Source organism: Gammaproteobacteria bacterium (assembly GCA_029862005.1).
Taxonomy (GTDB): domain Bacteria; phylum Pseudomonadota; class Gammaproteobacteria.
This window is the reverse complement of sequence record JAOTYD010000010.1, coordinates 51,188-69,246: the sequence shown is the minus strand read 5'-3', so window position 1 is coordinate 69,246 and position 18,059 is coordinate 51,188. Positions and strand designations below refer to the sequence as shown.

Genomic DNA, 18,059 nt, shown 5'->3' with positions numbered 1-18,059 from the left:
AGATGGTATCTGTTAGTTTACTGAATATGTAATTCGCCAAAACAGACACTCAGATAACAAAAATCAACTTCTGCTGACGGCTGTGGACTCAATCGGTCGATGCAACATCTAATCTCTAGTGACAAAGAGGAGGATGTTGATAATGAAGCAATGACCGAGAATATATTACACCGAAAAACAGAAGGCGTTGATGTGGGACCGCTGGCAACAAGGCGATACCCTGCACTCGATTGCTCGGCTTTTTGACCAATATCACTCGTCGATCCAAGGTATTTTGGCAGAGACCGGAGGAATACGCCCGGCACCACGTCAACGATCGCAATTGGCGCTAACATTAGCCGAACGCGAAGAGATCTCTCGAGGTTTGGTTGCTGGTTGCTCGATCCGGTCGATTGCAGCAATGCTGGGGCGAGCCCCATCCACTGTTAGTCGTGAGATACGACGCAATGGTAGCCATCAACGTTACCGGGCCAGCAAGGGCGACCAGGCGGCCTGGGATCGGGCAAAACGCCCGAAGATCTGTAAACTGGCAGAGAACCGCGCGCTGGCACAGATCGTGGCCAGGAAACTTCAGTTAGAGTGGTCGCCAGAACAGATCGCCGGCTGGCTCAAGCGCACCTATTCGAGGGACGAGCACAACCAGGTGTCACATGAAACCATCGATAAGAGCCTCTTCATTCAGGCGCGTGGCGCCTTGAAGAAAGAGCTGTTGCAGCATCGAAGGCGCGCACGCGTGATGCGACGCTCTCGCCACAACTCGCAGAAGACCGATGACCGTGGCAGGATTACCGATACGATATCAATCCGAGAGCGACCGGCCTTAGTTGAGGACTGCGCTGTACCGGGGCACTGGGAAGGCGATTTATTGTTTGGCAGCGACAACAGCCAGATCGCCACACTGGAAGAGCGTCATACACGTTTCGTCATGTTGGCCAAGGTTGACAGTAAGGACAGCGAGACGGTGATCAACGCCTTGGTCAAGCATGCGCACAATTTACACCAGGAACTCTACAAGTCGCTCACCTGGGATCGCGGTAAGGAAATGGCTGAACACAAAAACGCTTCTCCTTGGCGACCGACATCAAGGTGTACTTCTGTGATCCTCAGCAACCTTGGCAGCGTGGCTCCAATGAGAATACCAATGGTCTGTTGAGGCAGTATTTCCCGAAAGGCTTGGATCTGTCGGATGTGTCACAAGTGAAACTGAATGCCGTAGCAAGGCGACTCAACGAACGACCTCGAAAAACGTTAAACTTTGAAATGCCTGCAGAACGATCTAACCGATGTGTTGCGTCGATCGGTTGAAACCGCAACCCAAAGCGGACGCCCATAAAAAAGCCACCTCTATTGGATGGCTTTAATATCTATCTTGTTTGTTTAGTGCTAGTTGCGTTTTCCACGACGAGAAAGCCCCAGCCCCAAGAGCCCAAGAGCGAATAAAGCTACTATTGAAGGCTCTGGCACTGGTTTCCAGAAACTAATATGGGAGAGAGCAGGGCTTTTTCCACCTCCATTAGGAATTACAGAAGTGTCCCACATATCGGATGTTAAACCAGCTACTGAAAAATACAGAGCAAAGTTGTTACCACCTTTAATACTATAATAGTGGACGGGAGCTCCATCGGTCTTCCAAGTGCCCATGGCACCTACGCTATCTATCGAGTAATTCGCGCCGCTCATTCCTAGCCCTGCCATGGCCGGTGTGTCAATCTTAAGATCGAGATCGGTTACTGCAAATAGGCCCGGAATTGAATTGGGATTATTTGTTATTAGTGTATTTACTGCCGTAATATTGTCATCGCCACCACTTGTACCTACAAGGACCGACATTATTGCAGCTTGAGCAGTAGTCGCGAGGCTTAAGGTGATCACAACCGCACATGTGGCCACTATAATTTTTGTTTTTCTCAATTTCACAAACTTTTCCTCATAAAATTATTTCGAGTTTAATTCAAGCTGACTTATTTCTACATGCTTACAATATAATGCAATTATCTCTCCAGTATAAAAATAAGTAATAAAATCAATAAATTGCTATCTTTCTCTATTCAGATAGGCCATTTAAGTGTAAAAATTATTTACAACTTTTGGACGAGGCTGTAAAAAATCCTGACAGTTCGAGATACACAATCCTATTTGCTCGTGCGTCCGCTGTTGGCCGAAGATTGCCTCCCGTCTTAGTTTTGTGAGGATCTGCTATTGAGAAAGCTGCCGCTCAAACTCGATGAATCGACGGCGAGAACCGACCCTAAGCCGGCTTTCGCCTAGAATTGCAATTCAGCGTCGCGTTTCAGAAATTCTGGCGCATTGATCCACCCAGAAAATAAATCAGCTTTCATACCGGTATTCGTGTATCCTTGCGGCATCAATTCGGCGCTCATCGGACTGCACCGTCAATAAATCGGAAATCTTTTCCGAGTCCTTACCCTAACATTTATGTAAATCCGCCCTGACCGTTCAATCACAACACTAGTGTTTTGCGGGTTGATTTCAGGAGAATAATAAAACATGTCATTTAAATCCCTTGGTCTCCGGACTGAGCTAGTTCGTGCCGTTTCCGAAAAAGGATACAGATCACCGACTCCCATTCAAACACAGACAATCCCGCTAATTCTTAAAGGTCGTGACCTGATGGGGAGCGCACAAACAGGGACTGGTAAAACCGGAGGTTTTACGTTACCTATATTGCAGCGACTCATGTCATCCCAGCAGACACGGCACGGTCGCATCGCGATTCGCGCACTCGTGGTTACACCGACACGAGAGCTTGCCGCACAAGTAACCCAAAGCATACAGGACTACGGTAAATGGCTACCGCTAAAATCAACCGTGGTATTTGGCGGGGTAAATATCAATCCTCAAAAGCAGGTGCTAAGTCGCGGCGTCGATATACTGGTCGCTACTCCTGGTAGGTTGCTCGACCTTGCGAGCCAGGGATCGGTGGACCTCTCCAGGATTGAGCTATTGGTGCTGGATGAAGCGGATCGCATGCTGGATATGGGTTTCATCCATGATATCCGCAAATTGCTGGCGCTGCTGCCCAAACAAAGGCAGACCATGCTTTTCTCCGCAACCTTTTCGAACGATATAAAAAAGCTCGCCAACAGCCTGCTGAAATCGCCGGCACTGGTAGAAGTCGCGAATCGAAACTCAACTGTGGATGCGATCGAGCAAATCATTCACCCCGTCGACAGGTTGCGCAAACGTGAATTACTTTCCTACCTGATCGGTTCCAACGACTGGCGCCAGGTACTCGTTTTCGCACGCACCAAACATGGGGCTAATCGACTGACCAAACAACTGAATGCCGACGGCCTTAAAGCAGTCGCCATTCACGGAAACAAGAGCCAGGGTGCGCGTACCAGGGCGCTGGCCGATTTCAAATTTGGCAAGATACAGGTGCTCGTCGCAACTGATATTGCAGCGCGAGGCCTAGATATCGATCAATTGCCCCATGTGGTCAACTACGAATTACCCAATGTTGCCGAGGATTATGTCCATCGAATCGGCCGAACAGGACGTGCAGGACACCGCGGACAGGCAATCTCGCTGGTATGTATCGACGAATTGAAACAGCTAGGTGATATCGAGCGATTCATTCAACGTGAAATACCCAAGCGGATCATTGACGGCTACCACACCGGGGAAGCCTTTATAACAAAGGTTATAAAATCTGCCCGGCAACCGCAAAAGCAACGCCGACGTCACCGCAGTCATTCTATCCAGCGCTCGGCAGTAAACGCGAAACGATAAAATATCGAAATTGCGCGATTCAATTAACAAAGCGGTGGACCGAGTTTTTCTCGTAACCGGAATCGAGAAAGCAGAACCACCCCCGGGAGAATCCGGGGAGAAATGGTATCAATACATGATCGGACACGGAGAATCAGCGATTTATGGTATACGACCCGGAAGTCGGCGATCGGTAACGCGCTACGCAGAGGAATTCGCAGAAAATCTTAATCGCAGGGCGGTTTTTGGATTTTCAGCTTATGCCCCACGCAGGCTACAGAAGTCATGATTCGTTACTAAGGATCAGGTGTCGTACGCAGCCAACATTGAAGCCTGAAACCAGGAGCAAAATTACATGAATTCATTCGAAGAAGTAAAAATTGTAGGCATCGATCAAGAGCGCCCTCCCAGGGTGCGAAAAGAATCTTATATCGATCTGTTTTTCAATATTTCTCAAAAAGCGCCACTGGATTGGTGCGAGGATTTTAACGCGCTTGGTCGGCAAATTAATCCTTCTCCCAAAATTGATAAGACTGCAAGGAATTGCATCGCTACTTATGTCAGTGACATGGCCAAGATCCCATCACATTTAAGCGACATCAAACAAGTCGTAATCGATTGTAATGTTCAATACATGGAGAAAATCCGTCAAAAAGAACTGGCTCTTGCTGCCAGCAATGCAGCCCTGGAGGATCAAGACGGCGAACAACACAGGTTAAACCAGATAGTCTCAGCGCTTGAATTTGATATCTAGGTGAACCTCGATTGCGCTTTTCGAAATTTCTGTTTGCGTTTTTTTGACGAACCGGACGTGAGAGCAATCTAGATGTCTGCAATTGGCTGCGGTTTCAGTCTCGCAAGAAGAGATTATGAGCGCCTGCTTTTGACAAAGCAGTTACACAGAATCTATCTTTATTAAATGGTGGCTAAGGATACGAAAGCGATCCTCAGAAACAGTTACATGGAAATATGGGTTTTATCGTTACTTAATTTCTCTCGCATCTGGTAGTAACGATACGGGCCCGTCGCCTTCAGCACCGCGAGGGTCAGTGCTTCACGGTCAACGTCACCCTCGGCCGACAGCAGTGTCTGGATGCGGCCCGGGCCGACACCCTGCGCATGCATAATGCTCGGTGTCAGCACCTCGCCCATGGTGGAAACCATGCAACCGTTCGGTGCCACGTTCAGTACTACATCGGTGCCTTGTCGAAGTTCGACCAGCGCCTCTCCGATATAAGGTGCGAGTTCACCGATGGGACGGTAGGTGGGCAACAGCTCGCGCGAAGCCTCGATCATCCGGCTGATCGGCGCTGGCATTTCAAGTTCGCTCGCGCGGTAAAGTGGTCGCGCAAGAAGATTACGCCATATTCCACGGAATAGCCTGAGCATGCGTATTCTGCGCTTTACACCACGTAGCCTGGTCGTGTCAGCATTATTTATTCCAACGCGTGATTGCCGAGCCTGAGTGACCTCCAGTTCGGTACGACCAGCTTCCTCGGCCTCTTCGAGGATCACTTCCATGTAGGACATCGCTGGCGATACATGCAAATCGAATCGTCGAAAACCCATTTCCCTCAGCAGGATAAAGAAGATTTCCTCGGCCTGCGCGAGACGCATGTAGCCCTCACCGGTAATCAGGATATTCAACCTGTGTCCCGGACGAGGTTCTGGGGCTTTCCATTTAGCTATAAAGCGCTTCAGCGGCTTGATAAACTCCCGACCATGCGCGCGGTAGGCGAAATACATGACCGGAATGCTCGGTATGCTGTTCCTGCCCAGCAACGTTAACAGCCACTGGCTGAAACGACCCGGACCGTTAAAACCCTCCAGCAGCGTGTAGATTTCATGCTCCAGCGCGCGGAAATCAGCGATGAAACGCCGGTACTCGGCGTAATCGCGGCAGCTCGCACCGGCACTGAACAGGATACCCTGCAGAACGCCTTTCAATATGATTCCCTGGTACATTCGCAGCATTAACCAGTCCGGGAAACCGCCCCGGTAACCTTCGTTCTCCTCTAACAGCATGAACTCAAACAGCGTGCCGCCCGGCATACTGTTGCAACTGCGGTCGAGTCTTTCGGCTGGCGCCGATTTCTTGAATAAGAGCCGGTGCAAACTGGGATACTGACCTTGCCTGCAGGGTCCGGAACCCTGGGAATCGATTAACACCAGGCGCCGCTTGTTGGCGAATTCGGGATCACGCGCCTGCTTGCGGCGCGCGAATTCATCTACTCCGTTTCTCAGGTCTGAGTAGAGCGCCGCGAGCGGGGTACACACCGCCTGGCCCGCCGCCTTGCGTCCGGTTTTTACCAGCGCCTGTAAATCATAAGTTTGATCGGAATAGTTTTCGAGGCAGGTATAGCCAGCCCCGCGAAATACTGCGGTCAAGGCTCGATTATCACCCAGGGTCGGAAGGCAAATAACGTCGGTATCGCGATTCAGTGGTTCATGTGAAATCAGCTCGTCGAGGGTCGTGATCTCGAACGGTTGCTTGCTATCCAGTCCCAGCTTGTCGTGCAATCCCTGCTCGAGTTGCATGACGTAGGTATTTACGCGATTTTCGAGATGCGCAAGTTCCTTGAGCACGGCGTCGGATTGAATTAACAGGAACGGCCGCTGCTTCATAATCTCGACAACGTAGTGCGTGATGATACTGTCGGGTCCGCAGCTGAAGGTCGAAACCTGGACCACTGGCAGCATCGCGCCCGAGGAATCCTCCTCGATGCGACGAAACAGGGACTGCAGACGCGGATGCCGTAGCCGGGTATGCAGGTTGCGATGCGCAACCGCCTTCAGCGCTGTCAGGATAAAATGGGGATTACGCCAGTACACATGGGCGTACTCCGGGTCGAGATCCATATCCAGCACGTAGGAGGGAATCACCGCCATCTGGCGATCACGTAACAGACGGCGGATATGGCTGTCGTAGATGCCGGGGTTCAGAACATATTCACGCCCCACGACCAATGCCACCTGGTGCCCCTCGGCAAGTGCGTTTTCGGTAAGTTCCGCAGCGAAATCCGCCGCCGCCTGACGCAACTGCAAATGATCCGCGATTGCCCTGGTAACGATACTTTCCAGGGTTTTTGCATCTGGGGCAATCCCGTAGTAGCGAAACACCGGTTCCAGCCCAATCTGAAACTGGTCGCTTAAAAGACCCGCATCGAGCTCATCGATGGCGAAGTGAAACAGGTGAAAACGGGCATCTGGGTGCACATCCATGGCCAGATTACTGGCCACTGCGACGCCACCTTGGTTGCTACTGCAGGTGAGTCCCCGACTCGCTCCATCCGTTGGCAAGGTCTCTATCTGCGGAGCCAGGATCATGCCATGTGGTTCCGTGGCGAGCCGCTGGAACTGACCTACCGCGCCCATCTGGGGAGCGCAGCAATCGACGTTGAACTGGGGTTGCGCGTCGGCCAGGTCACTGTCGCGCACGTTATCGACGTGCACCGGAATACCCAGTGGAGCAAATATACGGGACAGGAAATAGGCCCATTCGGAGACGGTAAAACTGCGCGGGATAACCAGGCGCCGCGGGTCATCACTGTGCGGGTGATGGTTATCGATAAAGTCCCATATTTCCTTGTATGAATCACGCGGACGGTTCTCTTTCTTCTGCCCCTTGTGCGAGATGAGCTCATTTATAGCGGTGCATCCACCCACCGTGAAGGCGACCTTGCGACCATCGTCACCTTGCCAGCGCAGCGCACAGCGGTTGCAACGGGCCTGTGGATCGCCGCAAACCTTGCCCTTGCACTGAATCAGGCGCTTTACGAAATTGGCCTCGAGCAAATCACCAGGGTTAATATTAACGACGCCGGGCACTGCTGCCTGCTGCAAGCTGCGAACGAGACCGATACAGGCCCGATGCCCGGGGTGCGGCGGCAACAGGGCATGAATGTCGGCACCGATGTAGGAGCGCAGACGGTGGATAACCGCCAGCGGCAACGGGTCCGACAACATAGTCTGACCATGTAATAACACCACAGCGTTGGCGGGCAGATCGAGCTGGCTCCACAGGGTACGTGCCATGTTTTCGACGATGGCCCAGTTCGCAGAGGCGAGGATTTCGTCCCGCGGAACACCCTGTGCCTGTAACTTGCTCGCGTTTTCCATCAGGAACACGGCGCAGGTTGCATTGATACTGAAAGATTGCGGAGCGCCGTAAGCATGCGCCTGCGCGTCGGCCACCGATTGCAGGCCGAACATGGCGCTGAGCGTATCCATCAGACTGCCGGTTCCCGCGGAACACTTGGTATTCATGGCGTTGTCGAATAGCTCGGCCTGGTTCAGCGCGATGGTGGAAATCTTGGTGTCTTCACCGCCGATATCAACCAGGATACAGAGATCCTGGTTGACGTCCTCGTAGCCCAGTTGCAGCAGCCATTTAACGTGTTGCCGGGCATGGTCGATCGAGCCTCGCGCATGCGCATAGTTTTCCACCAGCACCTGGATGCGTTCCGACAGGTCGGGGTAGATACTCGCAAGCGCCTGCTGCACCTGGTAGCGGGCGGATCCGGTAATACCGACGCTTTGCAATGGCAATCGCTCGATACCCTGCCGCTGCAGGTCGACGAAAACCTTCTTGACCGTCTCTATCGTATCGCCAGCATTGCTGTAAGCGTCGAGAAACAGGACTTCACCCGTTTCGGCATCGGCCACTATCGCCTTGGCCATGGTGGAGCCGACATCCAGGGCCAGGATCAGCGTGCGTTGCGCAAGATCCTGTGCCGAGCAGGTGCCGGGTGGTTCATCCTTCAGTCTTCGGTATTGTCCACTCGCCTCGTAATGCCTGCGCAGTTCGACAAAGGACGGAAAGGTTTCAGGCTTGCTCTGCTTGACCAGGCGGGAATCGGGTTGTGCCAGGTTTTCGAAGCCGATCTTCGTGACCATATTCTGCAGTGATTTGAGGATCTGCGTGTTTTCTGGATCGTAGGCAACTTCCGCGACGCCTTGCTTGTATAACAAATCCTCTGCGCAGTCACGGGCATACTGCCAGCGGAAAATACGACCTGTCAGGTAGACTTTGTCGAAACCGGGTGGCAGTTTCTTAACCGTTTTTTCGACCTCGGACTTCAACGTCGTGGCGAGGGCAACATCGAGCGGAATCCCCTGGTTTTTATCGGAAATCGTCGCCGAGGTGCTAAACACGCCGCAGCGGTCGACACGCACGGCAGTGGCCGCGCGCCGGGCCCGACCGGCCTTACCCAGGTAAGCCTCGAGCAGCTCGTCGACCTGCTCGTGCGCGAGATCAAGTTTTTGCAGTACACGATCGAGGTTGATCCCGGAACCTGCACCACAGCGCGGATTCGTCAACAGCAGGTCGTCCTTAAGCTCACCGCTGCGATCGACACCGATAATCAGGTAACCGGAGGCCGACAGATCGATGATTGCGAGCATCTCGACGGCTGCATTCTCAGGCAGCCCGATCAAGTCCTGTGCCGCCATCCAGAAAGCCGCCGTCGGTAGAATCTGCTTGCCATCTCCAAGCCTCTCCCGGACAGCGTCTGCCAATTTTCCGGTGATTACCAACCTGGACAAATCCGAATCGGCCGCACCTGCCTTGAGCGGTCCCGTCGACGACAGCACTTCGCCCAGGTCGCTATTGCTGGGAACCACCGTATCCTGTCGAACGGAACCGTCAGCTGCACATACCTGGAGCCGGATGTGCCTGGTACCTGCATCGATATAAATCGTGGTTATCGAAGCCAGAGAACTGTCTGCAGTAGCAGACTCCCCGGGGCTGCGATTTATGATGTCCTTGAACATAACCTGGTATCAAAGAATTTCTAATTGCAACTTTCTAGGAAACAGCTTTCGAGACATTGATACAGATCATGCGCAGGGATATTAGCAAGATCCTGATTTTTATTAGCTTGAGACTTTATCTGGTGGCGTGTACCGGCCTTACCAGGATATCAGCATGAAGGATCAGGTCTAAAATTTTCCCCCTGGAAACCTGTTAATTTCTTTAACCGGCAACAACCGGACAACTTCCGTACAACAAGTTAGTGGCTACCGAGGCGAAAAAACAGGAAAAAATGATCGCGACACTTATTATATCAAGCTGCGTTTCATCGAAATCTCCGCCAAGCAGGTTGTCAGCCAGGTATTTGACGTAGCCCCCGCTGCGGCTTTCCAGACCCAGTTCTCTGCGAATCCGCCACTGGATATCGGTGATAACGCAGTAACCCCAGGCGTTACCCTTCCCTAGCAGCGGTCCCAGCCCATACCACGAAAACAGGATCAGCAGCAGTGCGATCAGGTTCAGTAGCCGGGTCTCGCAGAACATCCACCCCACCAGGCTAAACAGGATGAGAACCAGGTGTAATCCATGCAATACCAGGTTAAGAGCCAGAAGATAGTATCTGTGCGCGGCTGTCATGAATGGCACTCTACACGAATTCCTGTCCACTTTGATCTTATTCCCACGATGCAGGTTTATCCTGTCTGGAGCGCATCAAACCGGGGTAAATCACGGTACAAACGAGAACTAGGTCACAAAAGTACAGGCCGATTCCTGGACTACAATCTAAGCTACGATGTTAGATTGGCGATACGATATGCTCGATTACATTGCGCTTGGGATTCTGATTTTTACCGCGACCAGCTTGCTGTTTGGCGCCATCGCGATACTCAATATCCCCTATAAGATAGCTGTTGACCGTAATCATCCCCACCAGGATGCAATCCATCATGCGGGATGGGTTAGCCTGTTTACACTGCACGCAATCTGGCCGCTGTTGTGGATCTGGGCCGCGGCTTACCGCGGAGACCTGAGTCCAAGACTAAGCCAGATCAATGAAGACACCGCGATCAACGACAAGGCGGCTACGGAAGAGAGCGATATCGATGCCGATATCGGACAGCTGGATGCAGACATTACCGATTCAGTTTCTTTACTGGGCCACAAGTTCGAAGTACTCGATGACAGGATCGAGCGCATCGAAAATGCAATCATGGCGGCAAGCAACGCGGCATAATCGCTGACGGCGAGACAAATTATGGAACTATTATTAGTATCGACCTGCGCGGCAATCTGCATAGCAATTTTTGCCGCTTTGAGAATCCCCCTCAACCAGTTTACCGTGCCTGCCACTTCGATTGGTGGCATCGTCCTGGTTTTCGCCTTAATCCAGGTATTGAACTACTACCATCCTTACACCGGATTAAGCCAGCAGCACTTGACGACAGTGCCGGTTACGCCCGATTTCAACGAGCGTGTCATGGATACATCGCAATCGAGTGCTGAACCAAAACTGATCGCATGGTTTCACCGTAACAGTTTGCTGCATCTAAATCAGGGCAGGGCAGCTGAGGTGACCTTCGATAGTATTCCTGGCAAGGTTTTCTCGGGTGAAGTGCAAATGCTGCTACCGATGCAAGGCGAGAATCAAGCCTTGACCCGGGACCAAAACATCGATCCTGTCGTCGCGGCAGGCGAGATCCGAATTCCGGTGGTAATCAGTATTTCCGATCCCCGTTACGAAAATTATGCAACCCGGATTCCGGGCAGATCTTACGCACAGGCTGCCGTTTACGGCGAGGAGTTCCAACAACTGGCACTGGTGCGTAAAACCCTGCTGCGTATGTCGGCCTGGATGAATTATCTTTCGCCTATTTCCTAGGGTGACTCGAAACAGGGGTGATATAAACTATCCCTGCGTTACCTGATTCACTTAAATTTACGTTAGACAGGGCACCAGAATCGGCTGGTGTTTATTGCTGTTGGCGAGTATTTTGTGTTTTATGGTCGAACGCATCATTACCTGCGGAATGTATTCATTTACCGATGAGCTGAAACTGGCCTGGCAACAGCTGTTCAATATATTGATAGAGCTGCTCGATGCCGGCAGCGATCGGGAAATATCACTACGCTTCGATTCGGATCAATCGCTACTGTGCGACCCGGCCTTGTTCTTTGGCCATACCTGTGGCTATCCATTGATGATCCATTTGAAAAACCGGTTGAGCCCGTTTTGCGCACCGATATTTGATGTGCCCGGTACCGAGGGCAAACTTTATTCGAGCCGGTTCATCGTGGGTGCGAATTCAGGCATTGCATTACTCGACAACTGCAGGGATAAAGTCGCCGCGATCAACGCGCCGGATTCTAACAGCGGTATGAATGTACTCCGGTACGCGATCTCCAATCTTAATCCGGCGGGACAGTTTTTTTCCAGGGTAATTACCACTGGCAGTCATCTTCACAGTCTCGAAGCGGTGGTAAGCCAGCAAGCTGATATCGCCGCCATCGATTGTGTCAGTTACCAACTGATCGAGGATTGCCGGCCAGATTTAGTGGATCAGGTGCGCAGCATCGGGTTTAGCATCAAAACTTGCGGATTGCCTTTGGTGATTCCAGGTTCAGATAGCACCGATACCGAAAAGCTGATCGACAACCTGAATCGAGCACTGGCGCTGGCACCAGCTACCGTGCGTGAGAGGCTCCACCTGCTCAGTTTCGAGCCCGTGGCGCTTGGCGACTATCAGGGTATCGTCGATATCGAGAACCACGCCGTTGAGTCAGGGTATCCTCTGCTGGTATAGAAATTCCTGAACCGAAGTCGCTACCTGTCTCAGCCGGTAAGTTTAGGTGGTAGCCTGAATAGACAGCTGAAGTGCTGACCAGGGGCATTCAATAATAACCTGTGCGTCATGGCTAGACGGCTCCGTATTTCTCAAATACTATCGACGGTTGCATCACTGGAGCCCGCAATGACCCGCAGAAGAGCCCGTAAACGCAGCGCTACACCGGAGCAGCTGGTCAAACCAAAAGCCGAGCAGTTGTTTAATCCCTACCCGCCAATCGAGGCGATCGATAGCGAAGCCCTGGACCTCATCCATGACGGGTCGATGCGCATTCTCGAAGATATCGGGCTCGAAATTTTGAACGAAACCGCACTTGGGCTCTACGAACAGGATGGCGCCAGTGTCGACTGGGATTTGCAGCGGGTTTATCTGGACCGTGACCGCCTGATGCAACGCCTTGCCACGGTGCCTGCCGAGTTTACGCTGCATGCGCCCAATCCCGAGCGCAATCGTCTCGTGGGCAGAAACGCGGTGAACTTTACCACCGTTGCCAGTGCGCCCAATAGTTCCGACCTGGAAGGAGGACGGCGCACCGGAAACTTCGAAGATTACTGTAATTTCCTGCGCCTCGGGCATCATTACGATGTGATCGACTTCTTCAGCGGTTACCCGGTTGAACCGATCGATATCCATCCAGAAACCCGCCATCTCGACGCGACGCTGGCGGCACTGACTCTGACCGATCGTTCGTTCTCACTGTATTGCCTGGGGGGAGGGCGCGTTAACGACGGCATCGAGATGACTGCCATTGCGCGTGGCGTCGACCGGGAAACGATAAAGAAACAACCCAGTATCACCACCGTGGTGAATACCAATTCTCCATTGCGTGTGGATGGTCCCATGCTCGATGGCCTGATTGAAATGGCCGAAAACGGGCAACCGACCATCGTGACCCCGTTTACGCTATCCGGAGCCATGTGTCCGATCACGCTCGCGGGTGCGCTGGCGCAACAAAACGCGGAAGCGCTTGGCGTCATCGCGCTGTCACAAATCGTCAATCCGGGCGCGCCAATGGTCTACGGTGGTTTTACGTCGAATGCCGATATGCGCAGTGGTGCACCTGCTTTCGGCACGCCTGAATATACCCGTGCTGCCTGGGCCAGTGGTCAGCTCGCACGTCGCTACAAGCTGCCATTTCGCTCGTCCAATACCAATGCATCGAACTGTGTCGACGCGCAGGCAGCCTGGGAATCACAGATGTCACTATGGGGCGCGGTTATGGGACATGCCCAGATTATCAAGCATGCCGCTGGCTGGCTCGAAGGCGGGCTGTGCGCCTCGTTCGAGAAATTTATTATCGATGTCGACATGCTGCAGATGATGGCCGAGACCCTGAATCCACTCACCGTGGACGAATCGAGTCTGGCGCTCGAAGCAATCGTCGAAGCCGGGCATGGCGGTCATTTTTTCGGGACCGCCCATACCATTGCAAACTACACCACCGCCTTTTACGAGCCGATCGTCTCGGACTGGAGTAACTTCGAGACCTGGGCAGAAAACGGCGAACAAACGGCTTTTCAACGCGCCAACAAGATTTATCGGCAAACGCTCAAGGACTACGAGGAGCCTGGAATAGATGGTGAGGTACGCGCGTCGCTGGAGCAGTACGTGAACGAGCGGCGACGTGAAATCGAGCTTACGCGGTGAAAACCAGGGGTCAATCTCGTCATCCAGTAAAGGTTTAACGCCATGTCAAAATCATACGATGCAATCATTGTCGGTGCCGGCATTATCGGCTGCGCCACTTCGCTGGCACTGGGACGCAAGGGCTGGAAAGTGCTCAACCTGGACCGACTGCCGGCCGCAGGCTACGGCTCGACTTCGGGTTCCTGCGCAATAATTCGGCCTTACTATTCGACCCTGGATGGCTCGGCGATGGCCTACGAATCGCATTACTACTGGAAGAACTGGGCGGAATATCTCGGTGGTGACGATGTCGATGAGCGTGGCCTGATCGAATACCACAACGTCGGTTCGATGGTCATGAAAACCGAAGCCAATGACTATTTGCGGCCTACCATGGCACTCATGGATGAACTCGATTCGCCTTACAGTGAATACACGCCCGAGGCGCTGAAGAAAAAGTTACCGGTATTAAACACGGAATCTTTTTACCCGGTCAAACTGCCGGACGATCCGGCATTCGGCATCGCCAATGACGAACCGCTGCCCGGTGCCGTGCTGTTTCATGCGGCGGGTTATATTTCCGACCCACAGCTGGCGACGCATAACATCATGCGCGCGGCCGAGCAGGCGGGAGGGAGCTTCATTTACAACGCCGAGGTCTGCGAGATTCTGAAGCAGGATGGCAAGGTTGATGGCGTCATGCTTACGAATGGCGAGATATTCAATGCACCGGCAGTGCTCAATGCGGCCGGACCGCATTCATCCAGGATCAACCAGATGGCTGATATCGAAAAGCATATGAAGGTGAAGACCCGCGCGCTGCGCCAGGAAGTCGCGCATGTGCCGTTGCCGGAAGGCTATGTTCGTGAAACCGCCTGTGTGACCTCGGACAGCGATATCGGGATCTACACCCGGCCAGAACAGGGTGACGCGCTACTGATTGGCAGCGAGGACCCACCGGTCGATAAACACGAGTGGGTGGATCCCGACAATTACAATCACGACTTTACCGAGCAGTGGCGGGTGCAGGTGCTGCGCGTCTGCCAGCGCATTCCGAACCTCGGGGTACCAAACCAGATGCGCGGCGTAGTGGATCTTTACGATGTCACCGACGACTGGATTCCGATATATGACCATTCGGATCTGCCCGGGTTTTACCTCGCGATCGGCACCAGCGGCAACCAGTTCAAGAATGCGCCGATTGCCGGTGAAATGATGGCGGACATCATCGAGGCCACGCAAAATGGAAACGACCAGGACAGTAACCCGATCGATTTTCACCTGAAGCATATCGATCGTACGGTTAGCAGCGAGTTTTATTCGCGCCTGCGCGAAGTTAACCAGGACAGCAGTTTTTCGGTGTTGGGGTAGTAGCGATGCGTTCACAGGCTCGGGTTGTTGTCATCGGTGGCGGCGTGGTCGGCTGCAGTGTTATTTATCACCTGACCAGGTTGGGCTGGAAAGATGTTGTACTGATCGAGCGTTCCGAGCTGACGTCGGGTTCGACCTGGCATGCGGCGGGTGGATTTCATACGCTGAATGCCGATACCAACATGGCCGCGTTGCAGGGCTACACGATCCGCCTGTACCGCGAGCTCGAGGAGATTACCGGTCAATCCTGCAGTTTGCATCACGTCGGCGGCCTGACGCTCGCGGAATCCCCGGAGCGTCTCGACTTTCTGAAATCGGCGCGGGCAATGCATCGGCACATGGGTCTCGATACCGAGCTGGTAACACCCGACGAGATTCGCAAGCTTAGTCCCATTACCAACACTGACGGCGTACTCGGGGCACTTTACGACCCGCTCGACGGGCATCTCGATCCGTCGGGAACCACCCATGCATACGCGAAGGCGGCGCAGATGCAGGGTGCCGAAATCATGCTGCGCAATCCGGTACTCGAAACCAATGCGCGCGCTGACGGGTGCTGGGAAGTGGTAACCGAACAGGGCACCATTGTTGCCGAGCAGCTGGTCAATGCCGCCGGCCTGTGGGCGCGGGAAGTAGGCGCCATGGCCGGCGTTTACCTGCCGCTACATCCGATGGAGCACCAGTATTTTGCAACCGATAACATTCCTGAAGTGTTTGAGCGCGATGCCGAGCTGCCGCACGTTATGGACCCGGAAGGGGAGAGCTACCTGCGCCAGGAGGGGCAGGGGCTGGTGATCGGCTTTTATGAACAGAATTGCGTTCCATGGGCGGTCGATGGCACGCGCTGGGATTTCGGTCACGAGTTACTGACTGAAAATCTCGATCGCATCGGCGACTCGATGGAATTTGCCTTCAAGCGTTACCCCGTATTGGCCGAGGCCGGCATCAAGACGATAATTAACGGCCCCTTTACATTTGCACCGGATGGTAACCCGCTGGTGGGACCGGTGCCGGGTTTGCGCAACTACTGGTCAGCTTGCGCGGTCATGGCCGGATTCAGCCAGGGTGGAGGTGTCGGTTTGACCTTGGCCGAATGGATGATCGAGGGTGAGCCCTCGAGAGACGTGTTCGCGATGGATGTTGCACGGTTTGGCGATTACTGTAATCCGTCGTACACCCGCCTAAAGGTGACTGAGAATTATCAGCGTCGCTTTACCGTGTCTTATCCAAACGAGGAGCTGCCAGCGGCAAGGCCGCTCGACACGACGCCCGCCTACGGTATCTGGCAGCAACAAAATGCAGTGTTCGGCGCGGCTTACGGTATGGAACACGTCAATTATTTTGCGCCGGCAGGGGAGGAACCCTACGAAATCCCAAGCTTTCGTCGGTCTAACGCGTTCGATACAGTCGGCGAGGAGTGTCGTGCGGTGCGTGAGCGGGTCGGTATCAACGAGGTTCACAATTTTGGCAAATACGAGTTCAACGGGTCCGGGGCTTTTGGTTTTCTGGATACCATCATGGCGGGCAGGATTCCGTCCGTTGGACGCATCAGCCTGAACCCGATGCTGAGTCCCGGGGGCAGGATCATCGGTGATTTCACGGTCGGTCGATTAAAGGATGATGTGTTCCAGGTGACCGCGTCTTTCGGGGCCCAGGCCTATCATATGCGCTGGTTCGAGCAACATTTACCGCAACAAGGTGTTCAGTTGAGGAATATCTCGAAACAGCGTATCGGCTTCCAGATTGCGGGTCCAGAGGCACAGGAGCTACTCGGCAGAGTGACCCGAAGCGATGTCTCGACCGCGGCCTTGCCATTCTTGTCAATTCGCGAGATTGACGTCGGCCCGTGCCAGGCAATTGTGCAACGTGTCAGTTATACCGGAGATCGTGGTTACGAACTCTACGTTCCCTGGCATCAGCAGGTGGCACTCTACGAGGTTCTGGCGCAAGCGGGTGCAGATCTCGGATTACGACCCTTCGGTATGCGCGCGATGATGAGCCTGCGCCTCGACAAATCATTCGGTTCGTGGATGCGCGAGTTCAAACCCGACTATACGCCGCTGGAAACCGGGCTGGATCGTTTCGTTGATTACGACAAGGAAGCTGATTTTATTGGCAAAGCGGCAGTATTGGCGGAAAGGGAAAAGGGCGCAACGCGCAAACTGTGTACTTTCGTGGTCGACGCTAAAGATGCGGATCCTGTAGCCTGGGAACCAATCTGGTATGACGGTGACGTTGTTGGCTACGTAACATCGGGTGGATATTCACACCACGCCCAAAAAAGTATCGCTTTTGGTTTTCTGCCCGTAAACCTGGTGGAAGAAGGTCGCGAAGTCGAAATCGAGATACTGGGTGAAATGATTCCCGCGAAACTGTACTTCGAACCTTTATTCGATCCTAAAAACGAGTATCTGCGCGGGTAGACGTAATGTAGCGCTGCAAGCGTTTACAGGACCGATTCGATCGTAAAAGGTATTAATCAATATTATGAGATAGTTATCATAAGTTATTGAATTCATGTATATCTTTACGGCAAAGCTTGGTGTTATTCAGCAATTCCAGAGTCATAACAAAAACCCAGACAATTTCTTACTGGATTGATCCCAAAAGCGTATACCTGCGCGGGTAGGTCACCAATTGGCCTTTAAACTCCATTATCTAATGCTGAAATTTATTCAACTTTACATAATATACATTATGCGCAGTAATAGGTCCAAGCACACATCACTCAGACA

11 protein-coding genes and 1 pseudogene are annotated in these 18,059 nt (G+C 53.0%); 9 read left to right on the top strand and 3 right to left on the bottom strand.

Going from position 1 to position 18,059, the window contains the following annotated elements; genetic code table 11:
- Window positions 1-190: 190 nt before the first annotated feature.
- Window positions 191-1,305, top strand: a pseudogene (locus tag OES20_08820) (IS30 family transposase).
- Window positions 1,306-1,383: 78 nt separating this feature from the next.
- On the opposite strand, the gene OES20_08815 reads toward OES20_08820, so the two are convergent.
- The gene (locus tag OES20_08815; GenBank protein ID MDH3634793.1) at window positions 1,384-1,917 is read right to left on the bottom strand and encodes a PEP-CTERM sorting domain-containing protein; all 534 of its coding nucleotides are present in this window, start codon (window positions 1,915-1,917) and stop codon (window positions 1,384-1,386) included.
- Between the two features lie 591 nt (window positions 1,918-2,508).
- Between OES20_08815 and OES20_08810 the strand changes: the two genes are divergently transcribed.
- Window positions 2,509-3,753, top strand: a complete 1,245-nt coding sequence (locus OES20_08810; GenBank protein ID MDH3634792.1) for a DEAD/DEAH box helicase — start codon at window positions 2,509-2,511, stop codon at window positions 3,751-3,753.
- Window positions 3,754-4,087: 334 nt separating this feature from the next.
- Entirely contained in the window at window positions 4,088-4,486 is a 399-nt protein-coding gene (locus tag OES20_08805) for a hypothetical protein (protein ID MDH3634791.1), read from the top strand.
- Window positions 4,487-4,689: 203 nt separating this feature from the next.
- Here OES20_08805 and OES20_08800 read toward each other — a convergent pair whose 3' ends face one another.
- Window positions 4,690-9,504, bottom strand: a complete 4,815-nt coding sequence (locus OES20_08800; GenBank protein ID MDH3634790.1) for an acyl-CoA dehydratase activase-related protein — start codon at window positions 9,502-9,504, stop codon at window positions 4,690-4,692.
- A 202-nt stretch (window positions 9,505-9,706) separates the two neighbouring features.
- Window positions 9,707-10,120, bottom strand: a complete 414-nt coding sequence (locus tag OES20_08795) for a DUF2784 family protein (protein MDH3634789.1) — start codon at window positions 10,118-10,120, stop codon at window positions 9,707-9,709.
- Window positions 10,121-10,298: 178 nt separating this feature from the next.
- Here OES20_08795 and OES20_08790 point away from each other — a divergent pair, with 178 nt between their 5' ends.
- The 6 genes from OES20_08790 to OES20_08765 all read left to right on the top strand — a co-directional run bounded on the left by OES20_08790 (window position 10,299) and on the right by OES20_08765 (window position 17,747).
- A complete protein-coding gene (locus OES20_08790) occupies window positions 10,299-10,718 on the top strand; it encodes a DUF3302 domain-containing protein (protein MDH3634788.1) in 420 nt (139 codons plus the stop codon).
- 21 nt (window positions 10,719-10,739) lie between these two features.
- A complete protein-coding gene (locus OES20_08785; protein ID MDH3634787.1) occupies window positions 10,740-11,363 on the top strand; it encodes a hypothetical protein in 624 nt (207 codons plus the stop codon).
- Between the two features lie 121 nt (window positions 11,364-11,484).
- Complete coding sequence (locus OES20_08780) at window positions 11,485-12,285, top strand: PhnD/SsuA/transferrin family substrate-binding protein (GenBank protein ID MDH3634786.1); 801 nt, start codon at window positions 11,485-11,487, stop codon at window positions 12,283-12,285.
- A gap of 168 nt (window positions 12,286-12,453) precedes the next feature.
- A complete protein-coding gene (locus OES20_08775) occupies window positions 12,454-13,974 on the top strand; it encodes a trimethylamine methyltransferase family protein (GenBank protein ID MDH3634785.1) in 1,521 nt (506 codons plus the stop codon).
- 42 nt (window positions 13,975-14,016) lie between these two features.
- Window positions 14,017-15,324: an FAD-binding oxidoreductase gene (locus OES20_08770; GenBank protein ID MDH3634784.1), complete on the top strand. Its 1,308-nt coding sequence runs from the start codon at window positions 14,017-14,019 to the stop codon at window positions 15,322-15,324.
- Window positions 15,325-15,329: 5 nt separating this feature from the next.
- Complete coding sequence (locus OES20_08765) at window positions 15,330-17,747, top strand: FAD-dependent oxidoreductase (protein MDH3634783.1); 2,418 nt, start codon at window positions 15,330-15,332, stop codon at window positions 17,745-17,747.
- Window positions 17,748-18,059: the final 312 nt, after the last annotated feature.